Source organism: Paenibacillus sp. FSL R5-0341 (assembly GCF_037975235.1).
In the GTDB taxonomy this organism is placed as follows: domain Bacteria; phylum Bacillota; class Bacilli; order Paenibacillales; family Paenibacillaceae; genus Paenibacillus; species Paenibacillus amylolyticus_A.
On the sequence record NZ_CP150241.1, the window covers coordinates 3,592,979 to 3,610,340 of the forward strand.

Annotated in this window: 14 protein-coding genes; 3 read left to right on the forward strand and 11 right to left on the reverse strand. The window is 48.8% G+C overall.

Features of this window, described 5'->3' with window-relative positions; genetic code table 11:
- Window positions 1-59 precede the first annotated feature (59 nt).
- From MKX75_RS16010 to MKX75_RS16035, 6 genes are all read right to left on the reverse strand, one after another.
- Window positions 60-2,033, reverse strand: coding sequence for a hydantoinase B/oxoprolinase family protein (locus tag MKX75_RS16010; protein WP_339165968.1), 1,974 nt, complete (start codon window positions 2,031-2,033; stop codon window positions 60-62).
- Window positions 2,030-4,078, reverse strand: coding sequence for a hydantoinase/oxoprolinase family protein (locus MKX75_RS16015; RefSeq protein ID WP_339165969.1), 2,049 nt, complete (start codon window positions 4,076-4,078; stop codon window positions 2,030-2,032). Before MKX75_RS16015 ends, MKX75_RS16010 begins: the two co-directional genes overlap by 4 nt.
- 41 nt (window positions 4,079-4,119) lie before the next feature.
- Entirely contained in the window at window positions 4,120-4,833 is a 714-nt protein-coding gene (locus MKX75_RS16020) for an FCD domain-containing protein (RefSeq protein ID WP_076331784.1), read from the reverse strand.
- A gap of 315 nt (window positions 4,834-5,148) precedes the next feature.
- Window positions 5,149-5,811 (reverse strand): class II aldolase/adducin family protein, encoded by a 663-nt coding sequence (locus tag MKX75_RS16025; RefSeq protein ID WP_339165970.1) that lies wholly within the window; start codon window positions 5,809-5,811, stop codon window positions 5,149-5,151.
- Window positions 5,812-5,880: 69 nt separating this feature from the next.
- Entirely contained in the window at window positions 5,881-7,371 is a 1,491-nt protein-coding gene (locus MKX75_RS16030) for a rhamnulokinase family protein (RefSeq protein ID WP_339165971.1), read from the reverse strand.
- A gap of 123 nt (window positions 7,372-7,494) precedes the next feature.
- Complete coding sequence (locus MKX75_RS16035; RefSeq protein ID WP_339165972.1) at window positions 7,495-9,285, reverse strand: L-fucose isomerase; 1,791 nt, start codon at window positions 9,283-9,285, stop codon at window positions 7,495-7,497.
- Window positions 9,286-9,696: 411 nt separating this feature from the next.
- Here MKX75_RS16035 and MKX75_RS16040 point away from each other — a divergent pair, with 411 nt between their 5' ends.
- Window positions 9,697-10,713: a LacI family DNA-binding transcriptional regulator gene (locus MKX75_RS16040; RefSeq protein WP_339165973.1), complete on the forward strand. Its 1,017-nt coding sequence runs from the start codon at window positions 9,697-9,699 to the stop codon at window positions 10,711-10,713.
- A gap of 237 nt (window positions 10,714-10,950) precedes the next feature.
- Here the strand turns inward: MKX75_RS16040 and MKX75_RS16045 are convergent, their stop codons facing one another.
- Genes MKX75_RS16045 through MKX75_RS16055 form a run of 3 tightly spaced genes read right to left on the reverse strand, consistent with a single transcriptional unit; the run spans window position 10,951 to window position 13,639 of the window.
- Window positions 10,951-11,844, reverse strand: a complete 894-nt coding sequence (locus MKX75_RS16045) for an NAD-dependent epimerase/dehydratase family protein (protein WP_339165974.1) — start codon at window positions 11,842-11,844, stop codon at window positions 10,951-10,953.
- 13 nt (window positions 11,845-11,857) lie between these two features.
- A complete protein-coding gene (locus tag MKX75_RS16050; protein WP_339165975.1) occupies window positions 11,858-12,628 on the reverse strand; it encodes an SAM-dependent methyltransferase in 771 nt (256 codons plus the stop codon).
- A 30-nt stretch (window positions 12,629-12,658) separates the two neighbouring features.
- Window positions 12,659-13,639: a Gfo/Idh/MocA family oxidoreductase gene (locus tag MKX75_RS16055; protein WP_339165976.1), complete on the reverse strand. Its 981-nt coding sequence runs from the start codon at window positions 13,637-13,639 to the stop codon at window positions 12,659-12,661.
- 192 nt (window positions 13,640-13,831) lie between these two features.
- On the opposite strand from MKX75_RS16055, the gene MKX75_RS16060 reads away from it, so the two are divergent.
- Window positions 13,832-14,416 carry a bifunctional transcriptional activator/DNA repair enzyme AdaA gene (locus tag MKX75_RS16060; protein ID WP_339165977.1) on the forward strand — a complete coding sequence of 195 codons (585 nt, stop codon included), beginning with the start codon at window positions 13,832-13,834 and terminating at the stop codon, window positions 14,414-14,416.
- Complete coding sequence (locus MKX75_RS16065; RefSeq protein WP_339165978.1) at window positions 14,413-15,231, forward strand: radical SAM protein; 819 nt, start codon at window positions 14,413-14,415, stop codon at window positions 15,229-15,231. Before MKX75_RS16060 ends, MKX75_RS16065 begins: the two co-directional genes overlap by 4 nt.
- A gap of 167 nt (window positions 15,232-15,398) precedes the next feature.
- Here MKX75_RS16065 and MKX75_RS16070 read toward each other — a convergent pair whose 3' ends face one another.
- Both MKX75_RS16070 and MKX75_RS16075 read right to left on the reverse strand, forming a co-directional pair.
- On the reverse strand, window positions 15,399-16,505 hold the full coding sequence (locus MKX75_RS16070) for a Gfo/Idh/MocA family oxidoreductase (RefSeq protein WP_339165979.1): 1,107 nt from the start codon (window positions 16,503-16,505) through the stop codon (window positions 15,399-15,401).
- A 96-nt stretch (window positions 16,506-16,601) separates the two neighbouring features.
- Entirely contained in the window at window positions 16,602-17,327 is a 726-nt protein-coding gene (locus MKX75_RS16075) for a ThuA domain-containing protein (RefSeq protein WP_339165980.1), read from the reverse strand.
- Window positions 17,328-17,362 lie beyond the last annotated feature (35 nt).

Here is a 17,362-nt window from a genome sequence, read left to right on the forward strand (position 1 = left end):
CCCCATCCATGTAGTTGGTTTATCGATAAACAAGAACTAAATAGTCTCCATACACTTGATCAATGAAACCCTATTTTCTCGCGTAACCCTTCCATAATGTCGGATATCTCCCGTGGATCTACAGATAGGGAATCCTTATACTTCTCCTCTACAACGCCCATGGTCTGACGCTTCAGGTAGTCTCTCAATGCAAGCGGAGCACTCAGCAATGACTGATTCAGCGATACCTGCATCTCGTCGCTCCATATGGTTTCGAATTGCTCCCGTGCCTTGCCATAGGCGAATTCCTCCTGCTGCCGTGGGCGCTTGACGCGCAGTTGTTCGGTATCTCTCTCGTTCAGCTCCAGGCCGTCAATCACAACACCATATAACTCAAGGGCTTTCTCCGGGGATACCAGCCCACTTCTTACATCTTCCAGAACCAGACGTGAATCACGCTCAAATGGATCGCCATATCCGCCTCCACCTTGCGACAGGAACGTAACCGTTTCTCCAGGCTGAAGTAGCAGCTCATCAATTCTTCCCAGATGATCCTCACTTGCACGTCCAGCATTGAGAATCGCTTCTCCATGTGAACCTACGCCGCCACCGAGCCTGCCCCAGGGCTGAAATTCCATACGCTCCATGTTTCTGGCCGTCATTACGGTATCGGGTGTTAGAATTCTGACGCACAGGTCAATCCCGCTTCCACCGCGGAAGGTTCCCGCACCTGCCGAATCCGCACGAAGACCATAATGCTCGATCAACACAGGCATCTCGGATTCCACTGTTTCCGCAGGGATATTCCGAAGATGACCAACGGCAAAATCCATGCCATCAATCCCATCTTTCATCGGCCTTGCTCCCGAACCACCGCAGATCGGCTGAATTACGCCCACCTTTTTCTTGCCATCGGATGCATCTGTCATCGCCATCATGACGATGCAGGCTTGTCCAGCTCCTGCCGAAGGAACCTTGCTGGCCTGAGCTTTCCCCAAAGCACCCGTGATGACGTCCATCAGCCGGATAAAGGTCGCAGCACGTGCCCCAACAGCTGCCATCGGCTCCGGGTTGAGTACGGAAGCAGGTGGCGCGTAATTTTGCACCATACGAATCATACCCGAATTCCATGGAATGGTCGGATCGAGCGTACGGAAATAACGAATGAGTGCGGGCACCAGCATGTAATGCCCCTGTTGGTTGTGAGTAGGAATATTAAATGAAGCTCTAACCTGAGGATCGGTGCCGCTAAAGTCCAGATGAATGTCACTGCCCGCAATCGTCATTCTGCAGCGCAATCGGATGGGATATCCTCCTGGGCCTTTCTCCAGGTAGTCCCAGAAGTCATAGGAACCGTCCGGAATATCCTGCACGATGGCACGGGCCTTCAGCTCGGCATATTCCAGCAAATGTTCGATGCCCTGCTGGATTTTCTCCACGCCATATCGGGCAATGAGTTCCCCAAGTCTCTGCTCTCCCCGATTCAATGCAGCCATAAGCGCTTTGAGATCACCGAGATTTTGCTCCGGAATTCGGCTGTTGTCCAGAAACATGCGCAGAATCTGCTTGTTCAGAACACCAGCTTCATACAGCTTGACTGGTGCAATTCGAATGCCTTCCATATGAATATCGTAGGCGCTGGGAGATACACTCCCCGGTACCTTGCCGCCTACATCGGATGAATGGACAAAGCACATGCCGTAAGCGATGATTCGCCCTTCATGAAAATAAGGCTTGATAAGATGAATGTCTGGAAGGTGTGTAACCATGCCTTTGGTGGAATAAGGATCATTACATATGACGAGATCCCCTTCTTTCCAGTCTTCTATGCTGTCAATGGTCGCAGCAGCCGGAATGCCCAGAGACAGATTGTAACCCGTCTCCAGCGGCGACCCGAACGTTTCCCCGGAAGGAGATAAAAGGTAGGTTCCAAAATCGCCTGTTTCTTTGACAAAAGCGGTGAAGCCTGTCCGTAAAACGACATTCGCCATTTCTTCCACCGCAGCCTGAATTCGGTTGTTGAAAATCTCAAGAAAAACTTTGTCGCCGATCATGCTTCCACCTCCCCAATCACGTTCCCGTGCACATCCCGGTATACCTTATATCCAGGTGGGATAAAGATCGTGGTATCATATTCCTCTACAATAATGGGCCCGGGAATGGGAGCATCCACCGATGGAATCTGTCCTCTTTTGACTACCTTCGCTGTCTGCTGTACATGGTCAAAAGTAATGATCCTATCTTCCACTTCACTCTCGTCGAATGGCAAATCTACCGGATCTACCGTGTTACGGGTAGGCAAAACACCAACAATGGTCGCTCTAAGACTTACAAACATGACCTCTGCCTCCGGCTGACTAATGCCAAACACGTTTTGGTAAGACGTATGGAATTTCATCCCTGCCTTCTTGGGATCTTCAATTTCTTCCAATGTCAGCGTGACCTCGAGATCAAAGGCCTGTCCTTCATAGCGCATATCCGCACTGTATAGGCAATAAATATGATCCAGTTGGACACCGCCACGGGCTTCCTCATCGACCCAGCTACGTCCTTGGTTTTCCAGTTCAGTGAAAAGAGTTCTTAACTCACCAGGCTCCAGATTCTGGGTGCTTTTTTGTAACGTATGAACAAAATCATTTCGAAGATTGGCAACCGTGCAACCCATGGCACATAGTGTTCCAGGAGATGGCGGGATCAGCACCCTGCCGATGCCTACCTCACGTGCCATCAGAAAAGCATGCATCGGGCCAGCTCCACCATATGCGAGCAACGTAAAATCGCGGGGATCAACGCCCTTGCGGGCCATCAGAGGGGAAAACTGGGCATACATATTGGCAGTTGCCACATCGAGAATGGCTTGCGCAGTCTGTTTGGCATTCAGTCCAAGCTTCTCTCCCAGATTGGAAAGAGTACGCTCTGCAAGTTCGGGATACAGACGCATTTGTCCGCCAAGGAAACGGTCAGCGTGCAGGATACCGAGCTGTAGATAGGCATCTGTGGTTGTCGGCTCTTCTCCACCACGCTGATAGCAGGCCGGACCGGGATTGGCTCCAGCGCTGCGCGGTCCAACTTTGAGTACGCCTACGGAATCAAGCCATGCAATTGAACCACCACCTGCCCCAATGGCTGTTACATCAACAGCAGGAATGATGACAGGAAAATCCCCAACTTTGTTCTCGGATGAATAAGCCGGTTCTTTGTCAATAAGGGCAACATCAACGCTTGTCCCACCCATATCGAATGTGATGACCTGATGAATACCAGCTCGTTCAGCGATATGGGTCGCGGCGATTACACCGGAAGCAGGTCCGGACAGGAGCGTACGTACCGGCTCATTAGCCGCTCTGGCAGCCGTCATAATGCCACCGTTGGACATGGTAGACAGCAAGCTGGATTTGAGACCATACGCCTGAATCCCTTCTTGCAGACGCAGGAAGTAAGACCCCATTCGTTCCCCTACATAAGCATTCATGGCCGTTGCAAGTGTTCTTTCGAACTCACGCTGTTGTGGCCAGATGGCGCTGCTTCGGCAGATGAACAGTTGCGGATAACGTTCCCTGATCAGATCTTCCGCAAGCTGTTCATGAGCAGGATTCACATAAGCATGTAAGAAACTGATCGCCAAAGCGGTAACACCATCCTCCACCAGCTCATCCACCGCTTGCAGCAGCTGTTCCTGATTGAGTGGCTGGAGTATTCCCCCGCTCGCAATCACCCGTTCATCGACTTCCTTGACGCGATGTCTCGGTACCAGCGCATCGGTCTTGTCACCATACAGATTGGTTGTATCCTCAAGTCGCAACCGGCGGATTTCAAGAATGTCACGGAATCCTTTGGTCACCAGCAGACCTGTAACTGCACCATTTCGTTCGATTAACGTGTTTACGCCGAGCGTGGTACCATGCACAAACAGATCAATCTCACGAATGTTCACGCCATTTGCCTTGAGCTGATCCAGTGCGTTAAAAATCGCCTGCTCCGGAGCTGCCGCAATCGATGGCGTCTTCAGTGCCGCAATCACCTTGCCCTGATGGTCCATTACCAGCGCGTCCGTGAAAGTACCTCCGATATCTATACCTAAACGGTAGATTGTGTCCACAAGATCAACTCCTTTATCACCGGGTATTATTCTAAGGAATGTTATTGGTTTTGGTTTTGCATGGTGAAATAACGTTTGACATCATCGATCATTTGGTTGATATGATTCACCATTGCCGCTTCAGCCTGCTCCGGAGAGCCCGCTACAATAGCATCCAGAATCTGCTGATGATCCACAACTAATTCACTTCCTACTCTCCGGCGAATATACGCTGTTTCCAGAAAATCACGGCTTGTCTCCCATACCAGTTCAACCGCGTGCAGAAGAATTTGGTTTTGCGCAGCATAAGCCAACAATCTATGGAACTCTCGATCCTCCTCGTATGGTATAATATTCTTGGAAAGCAATTCATGCTGGTTCGCAATCGATGCTTGCAACAGTAATATGTATTCTTTCGTGGCACGCTGTGCTGCCAAGGAAGCGATCTCCCGCTCAAGTGCCCTTCTGGCAACGAGAACATCCAACAGAGCCTTTTCTCCAGAATGGTTCAGCATCTGAATTAACTGTGAATTCACGCTTTTTTGCTGCAAATCTCTTTCCAACGTCTTCATTCGATCCAGACCTTGTTCGGTCAAAGTCCTTCCCTTGCGACCTTCCAGAACTGTAAAACCTTCAACATCCATCTCCATAAGTCTTCTTCCGATGGTTGCCTGACTCAGACCATACGTTTTGCCCAAAGTATGAACCAACGTACTGGCCCCGATGGGAGCGCTCGCGTCTCGAAGCTGCTTCAGCAGTTCGTATTCCAACTCCATTTCGTTAAGCTCAGGACCCACTACATTTCACACCCCTCTTAAATACTTAATAGTTTTTTTAATCTTCTATCTTGTAGTTGTTACTCATTGATGATTAACGTTAGTATAACTTCTAATGATCTCATTTTCAACAATTCTCATCAAATTAGTATGAATTATTTCCCCCAGCTACATTCTTCGCCTTTTCAATTCATCATTAAAAATAAAAAAGAGCATTTCACATCCTTTATGCCAGCGTTTAACTGGAGGATGCAATCTGCCCTTAACGTAACAATCTTTTAATCACGATACGCTCACGAATGAACAAATAAAATATCAGGACTTGAGTTGTTGCAGTAACTGCACACGGTAGGCTTCACTTTCAAGGGATTGAATTTCCTTATATTCTTCGGCAGTAAGCACTTTGGGCTCCCCGGCTGCCTTTGCGATCATATATACCTTCGCGCTTTCTTCCACGACCTGGGTGCGGTAGTAGGCTTCGCGGAGGTTTTTACCCGTTGTGACCAATCCGTGATTAACGAGAATGAGTGCCGTATGTTCTTCTACCTGTGCTGAGACCGCATCCGCAAGAAGTTTCGTCGTTGGCAGAACATATGGAACGAACCCGATATCGCCCACCAATGCCGACTGATCAGGGAACAAGTGTGGCAATTCATCGAAAACGAGACTGAGTGCGATCGTGTATGCCGGATGCGTATGCACAATGGCTTGGATATCAGGATTCACACGATAGCTGTACAGATGCATCAATACTTCGGAAGAAGGGCGTGTTGCTCCGACATGAGTCTCTCCTGTCTCGATATCAATGGCGATCCATTCGTCAGGCTCCAGATCCTCAAGAGCATAACCACTCGGAGACAATAGCATCGTTCCTCCAGAGCGAGCGCTCAGATTCCCACCAGGTCCGACCACCAGTCCTTGAGCAACTGCTCTCCGGGCATATTTCGTTAACTCTTCCCTTACTTGTTGTTCAGACATGTTTTCTCCACTCCTCGTCCTTTTCTTTTTAGCATTTTGCATCCATGCTCATTTCATTGAATCTGTTCATTACCTTTTGATTTGATTCAGACTTTGGTAGTTTTCATAAGCTTCCTGCCACAGTTCTGCATCCTCTGGCTCATAGGTCTCGGGGGAGAAGGAAACAGACATAGCCTCTCGAACCTCAGCCAAGCTACTTACTTCTCCATGTGCAAGGAATTGCAGCATGCAATTCCCGGCTGAAGTCGCCTCTGCCGGGCCCGCCACCACCGGAACACCAGCTGCATTAGCCGTGAACTGGCATAGTAGACGATTGTGCACACCGCCACCAACCATATGAATTACACCAGGTCTTGTACCTGTGATCAACTGCAATTCATCCAGCGTCTGCCTGAATTCCAGTGCAAGACTTTCCAGAATGCACCGCACAATCGCTCCAGTCGTTTCGGGCACAGTCTGTCCGCTGAGGCTGCATTGTTGCCGTATTCGTTCAGCCATATTCCCTGGCGCCATATACACCCCATCTCCCGGCGACACGTAACATTGATGCGGCGTTGCCAAGGTAGCCAGCTGGACCAGTTCTTCATGTGTGAAAAGTTGATTCTCCCGCTCCCATTGCCGTTTGCATTCCTGTAGCAGCCACAGGCCTGAACGATTTTTCAGGGTACGTACTTTGCCATTCACGGTCCCTTCATTGGTGAATCCTAATGCACGACTTCGGTCATCCAATACAGGTGTATCTCGCTCCACACCCATAAGAGACCAGGTTCCACAACTGATAAAAGCGAAGTCCGAATCCATCGCAGGAATCGCTGCCAAGGCAGATGCCGTATCATGTGATCCCACAGAGACTACCTGCATCGGTCCAGTTCGTAACTCGGCACACAACTCATTTGTTAGATCGCCCAGCACGGTACCCGGTTGAACGAGTTTTGGAAATAATGTTTCCGGTATACCGAGACGTCCGATCAGATTTTCATTCCAACGCGCCTCGCCTGCATGCAACAGCCCACTGGTACTTGCAATCGTATACTCACAAGCCTGCTTACCGGATAGATAATAGTGAAATAAATCCGGCATAAATAACATGCGCACATCCGGACGCAAACCTTCGGCCTGCTCTCGTACACTGCCTAGCAGTTGAAATACTGTATTGATCTGCTGCGGCAAAACGCCGGACATGGCATACAGTTCTTCTTCTTTCACCATGTGCAGTACTTCTTCCATCCACTGTGCGTTGTGTGCTTCCCGATAATGACGCGGGTTAGAGCATAATCTTCCCGCACCATCTACCAGTCCATAGTCCACTCCCCATGTATCCACTGCTATAGAACGGACCGATGGAGAGACGCCTTGCGTCCCTTTCACAATGCCTTGTTTTAATTCATGAAAAAGTCGCAAGAAATCCCAATACAATCCGTCTCCCAGCTGCACGGGTTCGTTGTTGAATCGATGCACTTCTTGTAACGAGAGTCTGCTTCCATCAAAAGAACCCCGGACTACGCGTCCACTACCGGCGCCGTAATCGGCAGCAAGCACATGTGTTGCTTGATTGCCCATTCTTTCAAGCCTCCTTAACTCTACGCGATAAGCCGTATTCGAGTCTGAACACAGCTTTCAAGAGAACGCCATGTTACCTCATTTCACAAGGAACATGGCGTTTGACAGGAATGGAACTTTATTTTAACGATACAACGGACCAAACACACTGCAAGCACGGTAGTCTGCGCTCTCCGGCTCACTTGTGCCGAACAATCCCCACGCACGCGGACGGAAAATTTCCGTGTCAGGTACATTATGCATATTGACCGGAATGCGAAGCATGGAAGCGAGCGTAATCAGATCTGCACCGATGTGTCCATACGAGATGGAGCCATGGTTGGCGCCCCATTGATTCATGACTTCGTATACGGAAGTAAACGCTCCCGATCCAGTTAAAACAGGTGCAAACCAGGTGGATGGCCATGTTGGATCTGTCCGCTGATCCAGCGTATCATGCACATCTTCAGGCAGATCGACCGTATAACCCTGAGCGATTTGCAACACCGGCCCCAGTCCTTTGACCAGATTCAGACGTGTCATCGTTACAGGCATGCCGCCTTTAGTCAGGAAATCCGCTGAATAGCCGCCCCCACGGAAATACTCTACGGATGCCGGTCTCCACGATGTTGCTTTCAGACAGTCCTGAACTTCCTCATCTGTAATTTCCCAGAAAGGCTTGAGGACAGGCTTCCCGTCTCTGGACTGTTGTCCTGTGCCATCCAAAGCTGCGGAACCGGAGTTAATCAGATGCAGGATGCCATCCTTCGCGTTTCCTTCCAACTGGTGTCCCGTCACACGCTGTACTGAATCCGGACTCCAATACGTACGCACATCAGCAAAAATCTGTGCCGTATGTGTCAGTAGCGAACCAAACAACATGGACACTCCATTCAAGCTATCATTCTCTGTTGCAACCAGATAAGGCGCACGTTTGCCGTTCCAGTCAAAGGAAGAATTTAATATCGATTCAAGAAAATCTCCGTTCGGAGAATGATCTGTCCACTGTCGTTGCCCTTGGAAGCCGGATACAATCGCGTGGTGGCCCATCGATTCCTCTGTGAACCCAAGCTCAGCCAATCTCGGATTGCCCGCCATGAGGTCACGTACAATTTGGGTCATTTTCACCACGGTTTCCCATTCGTACTCTTTGCGTTTGCGATCCGTTTGCAGATGGGCAGCGTTGTTGTCCGGGCCTTCGCTACAGTTCTCCTTCACCCAGGCTAGTGCGAGCTTATACTCCTCGGGGTCGTAGATTTCTTCTTCGATACGGCGAGTGAGTTCGCTCATATCCACGTATTCATTGCGCATGCCCAGATACTCCTGGAAAAATGAATCGTTCACAATGGAACCTGCAATCCCCATGGATACTGATCCAATAGACAGATAGGCTTGCCCTTTTAAGGTTGCGGCTGCAAGACCTGCACGGCTGAACCGGAGCAATTTCTCACGCACGTCATCGGGAATCGTAGTATCCCCGCCGTCCTGCACATCCTCTCCATAGATCCCAAAGGCCGGAATCCCCTTCTGTGCATGGGCAGAGAGTACCGCTGCCAGATATACTGCACCCGGACGCTCAGTCCCGTTAAAACCCCAGATGGCTGTAGGAATGGATGGCGACATATCCATCGTTTCCGTACCATAACACCAGCATGGTGTCACGGTGATCGTTACGCCAACGTTCGAACGACTGAACAATTCTGACGCTGCGGCCGCCTCGGCCACCCCGCCAATACAGGTCTCAGCCACAACACACTCCACTGCGGACCCGTCCGGATAACGTAGTTCTGCTGCAAGCAACTCGGCAACAGACGTCGCCATCGTCATCGTTTGCTCTTCCAGTGACTCACGGACACCTTTGCGTCTTCCATCAATCGTGGGACGAATACCAATCTTGGGGAAAGCCTGCTTATAACGATAATCCTGATGTGTCATACTAGCGTGTCCTCCTTCAATTCGTTTCATAGAATTTGGGTTGAATTGAGAAACCTTCTGTCTGACCCATGTGCATTGATTGGAATAAGATAATGACGGAAATACAACCGATACCCGAGTGGCACATAAGAGCTGCATACACAGATGACCAAGAGCAGTTCGACAATTGAATACGTTTACATATTTGAAAAAATACCAATAGACCATTTCATTAATCAGCCTTGTATGTAGTTCCTCTCTTCAAGAAAATGGAACGTGCATGAGCGAATTTAACGAAATGGTTTATGTAGTAAAGACGTTCAGAACCCATTAGGGTTATCGGTAACCCTAACATAGCACGAGCCTATCTTGCTGTCAATTGGCATTATCCTATAGAATGGTAAGACTATGTTGCGGAAAGGTTAGATTCTAATGATTACCATTTACGATATTGCCAAAAAAGCCAATGTCTCCGCCATGACGGTCTCCAAGGTCATTAATCATACAGGCCGCATAAGTACCGCGACACGTGAACGTGTGCAACAGGTGATCGACGAACTTGGCTACATCCCGAACTCCAATGCGCGCAGCCTTGTGCTTCAACGAACCCAAATGCTTTCATTGCTCATTACGGATATTACTAACCCTTTTTATACAACCCTGGCCCGTGGTGCTGAAGATGCAGCCCATCTTCGTGGGTACCGTCTTTTATTCGGCAATAGTGACGAGGATTATAATAAGGAAAAGGATTACGTGGATGCGATTCTGTCTACTCGCGTGGATGGTGTACTCTATGCCCCTGCGGGGGATCGTTCTCTTCCTCATCTGAAACAGTTGCAGGAACGTCATATTCCGTTTGTCTTTCTGGACCGAACCGTTCCTGGCATTACGTCAGATATCATTGCCGGAGATAGCCGGGAAGGCGCGATTGATCTGATCCGATATCTGGTGCAATTGGGGCATCGGCGCATTGCACTGGTCAATGGTTCTTCGGAAGTTTCTACCGCCAGACTGCGAGAGGAAGGTTATATAGAGGGTTTGCGTGAGGTTGGAGCAGATATTGATCCCGAGCTTGTCCTTCGAACCGGGTACCGGGATTTCAGCGATGAAGAGGGATTGGATCGACTACTCTCTCAACCGGATCAACCAACAGCCATTTTTGCAGCTAATAACATGCTGGCGATTGGAGTCATTCGACTTTTGCGCAAACGGGGACTACGTGTGCCAGAAGACATCTCTGTCGTGTGTTTCGACGATCTGGATCTGGCTTCTGCATTTGATCCTTTCCTGACTGTAGCCGCACAGCCAGCATATGACTTTGGGTTTCAGGGCGTACAGATGCTGATTGACCGAATTGAGGGCAAGGCCCCTTCCGAAGCCCAAACCGTCATTCTACCGTCAGAACTGCGCATACGTGCCTCTGCCTCTGCCCCACGTGAGCAAAAATAAAGTTAAGCGCAAGAGTTGACTAAATAATATGTGTAGATGATTAGTCCCACTTATCTAGATCAGGTTCAATTCAGATTTTAAAAAAAGTACAACATAAACAGGGTGCACCGGAGATTACGCTCTCGTTGCACCCTGTTTATGTTCATTCGTTAGAATGACCCGTTCGTTCGAGCCGTTTGGTTCGTCTGTTTCATTCAGGCTCGTCGTTTCCTCCAGTTCCATCCATGCCGATAGTTTCTACCGCTCAGACTGTAATGCGAGAGCAACCTCACGAACGAGTCCCGGGAACCATTCCATCAGAGCTTCGAACGTATATCCCGCTTGTTCTGCCTTGGTCGTCTCCATCGTCCATGATTGTTCAATCCCGAAGGGTGACATGTCCTCTTTCACGGTTTCCGTAAGGATCTGGGACTGCATGCCCGTAACGGTCTCGATCAGATGAATCATGGCTGACAGCGTAATCGCACCCTTGGAAGCTGCATTCACCGGACCGGTAATGGACGAATGTCCAAGCCAGGCGAGAAATCTCGCCGCTTCGGTGGAATTAATAAATCCAATCTCTGCATCCGGATTCGGCATGCCGATCGGTTTTCCTTTTTGCACATGTTCAATATGAAAATGAAGTCTTCTCGTATAATCATCGATCCCGAGTACAATTGGAATGCGCATCGCCACAACCGGGAAATCCGCTTCCTGGAAAAATACAGCCTCTGCAAGCCGTTTACCTTCTCCATACGAAAAATCCTCAGCACTCCCATACTGCAATGGATATGTATATGGGTCAAAATCCGTTTCCTTAAATCCAGGTCTGGGATCACCGTACACTGATAGTGTGGATGTCAGAACGTATCTTTTGGTGCGTCCTGCAAAAGCTTCACATGCTGATTTCGCCGCATCCGGTGAATAGCAGATATTATCGTACACAACATCCCACATGTCTGTCTGCGCAACCTCTGCCAGAGATTCAGGGTCTTCACGATCCATCTTGATCCGTTTTACTTCGGGTCCGAAGTAAACATCCGTTTTACCACGAGTTGCGACTGTGATCTGAGACTTCCCTTCCCACAGCAAGTGATCCACCAGACGTTTACCGAAAAAACGTGTACCCCCAAGTATAAGTACTTTATTCATCCAAAAAAACCTCCTATCTTGTTCGATTATGTTTAACAATTTGAAGCATGGTGTGAGCGTTCCGTTGAAATTCATATGCTGTTGGTTCTTCGGATACGGTGCACCCACGCTCTTCGAGTATTAATTTTAACGCATCCATATGCTTGTAACGTTCGCCAGACATATCCACTGTCGGAAAAATACGAACCTCTCGTTTGGTCACACGCAGCAGCTCCATTACGGTTGCAACATGAAAATCAATATCCAATCGATCCGCATACGTAAACAGGAAATGGGCGGATAACGTCAGATCGAATTGTTCATCGTCAAAAGGTAGATCCGGGAGCACAGACGCCACATAACGGTCAGGAAACATTCTCATATCTGCGATGCAATCTGTGATAGCACGAGTTCGTTCTTCCTTTAACCCCTGGATTGATCCAAATTGTTCCCACACATATATGCCCTGCACCGGTTCCATCTTTTTCATCGTATGCTCAATGTCCTGAAATCCCTTTACTTCAAGCTCGTCGATCTCGTATTCGTAGGCCATATCCACGGCCATGGGGTCTGCACCCAATTTGCGCGCTTGGCTACTAAACGAACAGGCACCGCCTGGACAATCCAGAATAGACTTGCCATTAATCTCGTCCACCGTTAAGTTGAACATCTTCATATATTCCTCGAAGGTTCTTCCTATGAAAACGATCTGTTTCAGTTCCAAGCCTCCAGACTCATTGGACTGCTGATCTTCTCTGCTGTTTTTCTGCACTTCTGTACTGTTGCTCTGCTCATCTCTGCTCATCTCGTCTCAGCTACCTTTCCTGTTATTGAATCAATCGTTAGGGAATACAAGCCCAATCTGCTTACGAATCTGATCCATAACCTGCATCGTTACATAGGAGCGTTCATACGTGTTCATGTCCGATTCCTTTTGGCCCTGCTGAACCAGATGCACGAACTCCTCCACTTCATAATACATCGCCGGATGGGTTTGTTCGACTGTGAGCTGCTCCACCGTACCGTCATTGTATCGTATCTCTGCATGTTCCGGTGAGCCAATCTTGTCAATGATGATGCTGCCCAATTCCCCCATGATTTCGCTTGGTAGATGAGAGTTGGAGATTTTGGAATATGTAACGACCGCATCCATCCCGTCATAATCCAGCAGCACGCTACCATGTCCATCCACGCCAGATTCAAGCATCATCGCTTGGGACTGAACCCGGTTAGGTGCACCGAACAATGTAATCAATGGGTAGAGACAATACACACCGAGATCCATTAACGCCCCATTAGCGAGTTCAGGCTTGAATGCGTTCAGGACAATTCCCTCTTTGTACTTGTCGTAACGTGAAGAATACTGAGAGTATCCTGCTACGTATTTGCGGACAGGACCGATTTTATGCAGGCTCTTCTGCACCATTTTGAACTGGGGAACGAGGGTCGATTTCATCGCTTCCATGAGTAGAACCTCGTGTTCTCGTGCTGTATCGATCATACTTCGAACTTCGGCGCTATTTGCAGCCAAAGGCTTCTCGCACAATACATGTTTGCCGTTTCTGAGAAAAAGCTCAGCCTGCTCCGCATGAACCGTATTCGGTGTTGCAATGTAGACTGCATCGATCACATCACTTGCCGCCAACTCTTCCAGATCGGTGAAGCGGTGTTCAACATCATATTTATCTGCAAATGCGTTAGCCTTATCTTCAGTTCTTGAATACACGGCGGTCAATTCGAATCCTTCAACCTGTGCTGCGGCTTCCAGAAGCCTTTCCGTAATCCAGTTGGTACCCACTACGCCAAAACGAACCATGCCTATCTACCTCTTTCATCTATAAATTTCATTTGAGTTCTAAACCTGTATACCATCCTGTATATTGTAGCTCATATTTCGTTCAGATTGAAGGAAGGAGCCATATCCCCAAATATTGATATCTTGCTTTTTAAGTTGAAACTTCGTCATTCTCTTGGAATCAGCGGTATAATTAGAGATGAGGTGATCACCGTGGAAAGTCGAGATCAAGATCGCATACAACCCGAATCTATAGAGCAAAAATACTGGCATGCCATCATCCACAACGATAATTCTTATGATGGAACGTTCTTTTACGGCGTGCAGACAACAGGTATTTTCTGCCGACCTTCCTGTAAATCGAGAGCACCCAAAGCTGAAAATGTTCTGATATTTCATTATGTTGAAGAAGCATTAGCACGAAAATTCAGACCCTGCAAACGTTGCAAGCCAACAGGTGAGCGGGTACCTGATCAGGAGTGGATATATGGGATCACCGATTACATTGAACATCATTATGCCGAGCCTCTAACCCTAGATGTTCTTGCCACCGTAAGTCATGGTAGTCCTTATCATCTGCATCGTGTGTTTAAGCGGATTACTGGCCGCACACCCGTTCAATATATTCAGGAAAAACGAATTACCGAAGCACGAAAGTTGCTTGAACATACCAGACTTAACGTCACAGATATTGCACGCCATGTCGGTATACCCAACTCAGCTTATTTCATTACTGTATTTCGCAAACACACAGGTCTCACACCTGCACACTACCGCGAAAGGCATGACAACTCATGAAGACCAACCTTACTTACAAAGTACCCAAAACGTTACTCAACAAGGGGACAGGGTTCCTTAATGGATATACACATACGCTGAATCCTTACACAGGCTGCGCCTTCGGTTGTTCCTATTGTTATGTCAGACAGATGCCTGTCTCCTTATTTCGCAAAGAGGATTGGGGAAGCTGGGTCGATGTGAAACAGGAGGCTTCTCGAGTGTTCGCCAAAGAATTGCAACGTGCCCTGACGAAAGGCAAAGTCACCATATTCATGTCATCCAGTACTGACCCGTATCAACCCGCCGAGTACAAAGAGCGTATCACGCGTTCATTGCTTGAAACGATGATACAGTATCCGCCGGATTTCGTATTAGTTCAGACTCGCAGTCCACTGGTTACAAGGGATATAGATTTGCTACAGCAGTTAGGTGACCGGGTTCGGGTCAGCATGACCGTGGAGACGGATCTGGACGATATGCGCAAGCATTTCAGTCCTTCTGCTCCCCCGATTGCCGGCCGATTACGTGCACTGGAACAGTTGCGGGATGCCGGAATACCCACACAGGTTGCGATTGCTCCCGTATTACCCAGCAGTGAACAGTTTGCATCCATCTTGAGACCTCTAGTTCAGCGTGTGTGCATTGACGATTATTTCATGGGCGATGGCAGTGAGGGCAAGCGCACCCGTCGACTCGGCATGGAGTCACTCTATCAGCAAGTGAGGATGGAACATTGGTATCATCCTGATGCGTATAAAGCTGTTGTTCAGCGGATGAAAGACTATTTTGCCGAGGATGAGATCTGGATCAGTCAGGCGGGATTTGAGCCCTAAATCGCTATATAAGTTGAACTGAAGAATATTTACACTGGTCACTCCGATGACAGAACAACCTTCCGATCGCTGTTATTCCCAGATTTTCTGATTTAATAAAAAACAGCCCCTTTCCTGGTTTGAAGGAAAAGGGGCTGTTCGTCATGATATAAGCAATAATGGCTGTCTTATTTATCCAATGTATACAATGGCAGATCCACTGGCAATGCAGCTGGGCGCTGACACGAGCTTTTCATTTGGTAGAATGCCTGCTCATCTGATGAATCGTGGAATGCCCACATGGCCTCAAGAACGTGGTATGCCAGCTCCCCACTTGCCCGGTGTGCACGTCCGCTATGGGCTGCATAGGCCATATCTGCCACACCGATGCCGCGTGTATTTTCCTGATACCCTGGGAGAAGTGGAACTTCCGTCCATTCCTGTTCACCCAGCAAGCGGTAACGAACTGGACCGCCGAAGGTGTTGGGATCAGGTACTTGCAATGTACCGTGCGTGCCATATATCTCAATTGGTGGCAGGGCACTTCCGCCAAATACATCAAAGCTCGTAATCAGCGTGCCAATGGCTCCTTGTTCAAACTGTAACAGACCGGTAACGTGAGTTGGAATTTCAACGGGAACCGTCTGGCCTCTCTTTTTCTCACTCGTAATCGTCCGTTCTTCCATGGCTTTACCTGTCATACCCGCAATTGACTTGATCGGTCCCATTAGTTGAACCAATGCGGTGAGATAGTACGGACCCATGTCAAACATTGGCCCACCGCCTGACGCGTAATAAAACTCCGGATCTGGGTGCCAGTGCTCATGTCCACGGCTCATCATAAATGCAGTCGCCGCTACCGGCTTGCCGATTACTCCTTCCTCCACTAATTGAAGTGAAGTCTGGATACCCGAGCCAAAGAATGTCTCAGGCGCACAACCCACGAGCAATCCTTTACGCTTCGCTGTTTCGAGTACGGCCTGCCCTTCTTCACGGGTAACAGCAAGCGGTTTTTCCACATACACATGTTTTCCAGATTCAAGCGCACGCAAGCATACATCCGCATGAACGGAAGGAATCGTCAAGTTGATGATCAGCTCAATCTCGGGATCAGCCAAGAGTTCGTCGACGCTGTATACGTTAGGCACGTTATAGGCAGCAGCCTGCTCTTCGGCACGTTTCCGGTCAAGATCCGCAACAGCAACAAGTTCCAGCACCTCGAACCGGTGACAGTTTTCCATATAAATACCGCTGATTTTACCGCAGCCAATAATGCCTACTTTCATTGTTTTCATGCCTGGGGCTCCCTTCGCCGTGGAACAGAAATGGTTTATCCATTGAGGATGAATTGTTGAGACCGACTTTACATGTGCAATCAAACTACAATCTCATTAGTTCTGGTTGTCCGCCATACCTGTGTATACTTCATTCACTGCATCTGTTCGGCTCTTCGCAAGCTCCTTGCCTGCTGCCGTCCATTTGAAACCACTGCGCATCATTTCAGTCACGGGTTTCATGTCTACAATGTCTGCATGATGTCCCAATGAGTTGTAAAATACCCGTCCTGCGCCCCAGCGTTTCGTCCAAACAACCGGCATATCTACCGGTCCATTTGCTGCATGCGGACCAGTCACCACTGGAAAACGAGTCGTTGCCAGCACTTCCACTGCCGGGTCTACGTGCAGGTAGTACTGTTCACTTTTCACCTGAAAATCTTCAATATGATCCAATAACGGGCTAGAGCCGCGCTTCATGTTCACCATATACTCCACGCCATCGTTACCTGGATGGGCAACCCATTGTCCACCCGTCATAAACTGCCAGTCCACGTTATTTCGGAAGGCATCACACATGCCGCCATGAAGACCAGCCAGGCCCACACCGCTCTGAACTGCCGCTGATACGTTATTGACTAGCTCCTGCTCAATCTGCCCCATCGTCCACAATGGTACGATTAGATCCAGACCCAGTAGCTTCTCTGCATCCGCATAAGACTCCAACGTATTCGAGACTTCAACCTCAAACTGCTCTTCCTTCAAAATGCGTTCAAAAATCGCTGCTACCTGCTCCGGTTCATGTCCGTCCCAGCCGCCCCATACGATCAGTGCTTTGCTCATCGTTTAATCACTCGCTTTCGGATAGTTTAGTTGTG

Excerpts from the sequence above, each read along its gene's own strand:
- MKX75_RS16010 (WP_339165968.1), bottom strand. The coding sequence starts at position 2,033 with ATGATCGGCGACAAAGTTTTTCTTGAGATTTTCAACAACCGAATTCAG.
- MKX75_RS16020 (WP_076331784.1), bottom strand. The coding sequence starts at position 4,833 with ATGGAGTTGGAATACGAACTGCTGAAGCAGCTTCGAGACGCGAGCGCT.
- MKX75_RS16025 (WP_339165970.1), bottom strand. The coding sequence starts at position 5,811 with ATGTCTGAACAACAAGTAAGGGAAGAGTTAACGAAATATGCCCGGAGA.
- MKX75_RS16030 (WP_339165971.1), bottom strand. The coding sequence starts at position 7,371 with ATGGGCAATCAAGCAACACATGTGCTTGCTGCCGATTACGGCGCCGGT.
- MKX75_RS16035 (WP_339165972.1), bottom strand. The coding sequence starts at position 9,285 with ATGACACATCAGGATTATCGTTATAAGCAGGCTTTCCCCAAGATTGGT.
- MKX75_RS16040 (WP_339165973.1), top strand. The coding sequence starts at position 9,697 with ATGATTACCATTTACGATATTGCCAAAAAAGCCAATGTCTCCGCCATG.
- MKX75_RS16045 (WP_339165974.1), bottom strand. The coding sequence starts at position 11,844 with ATGAATAAAGTACTTATACTTGGGGGTACACGTTTTTTCGGTAAACGT.
- MKX75_RS16050 (WP_339165975.1), bottom strand. The coding sequence starts at position 12,628 with ATGAGCAGAGATGAGCAGAGCAACAGTACAGAAGTGCAGAAAAACAGC.
- MKX75_RS16055 (WP_339165976.1), bottom strand. The coding sequence starts at position 13,639 with ATGGTTCGTTTTGGCGTAGTGGGTACCAACTGGATTACGGAAAGGCTT.
- MKX75_RS16065 (WP_339165978.1), top strand. The coding sequence starts at position 14,413 with ATGAAGACCAACCTTACTTACAAAGTACCCAAAACGTTACTCAACAAG.
- MKX75_RS16070 (WP_339165979.1), bottom strand. The coding sequence starts at position 16,505 with ATGAAAACAATGAAAGTAGGCATTATTGGCTGCGGTAAAATCAGCGGT.
- MKX75_RS16075 (WP_339165980.1), bottom strand. The coding sequence starts at position 17,327 with ATGAGCAAAGCACTGATCGTATGGGGCGGCTGGGACGGACATGAACCG.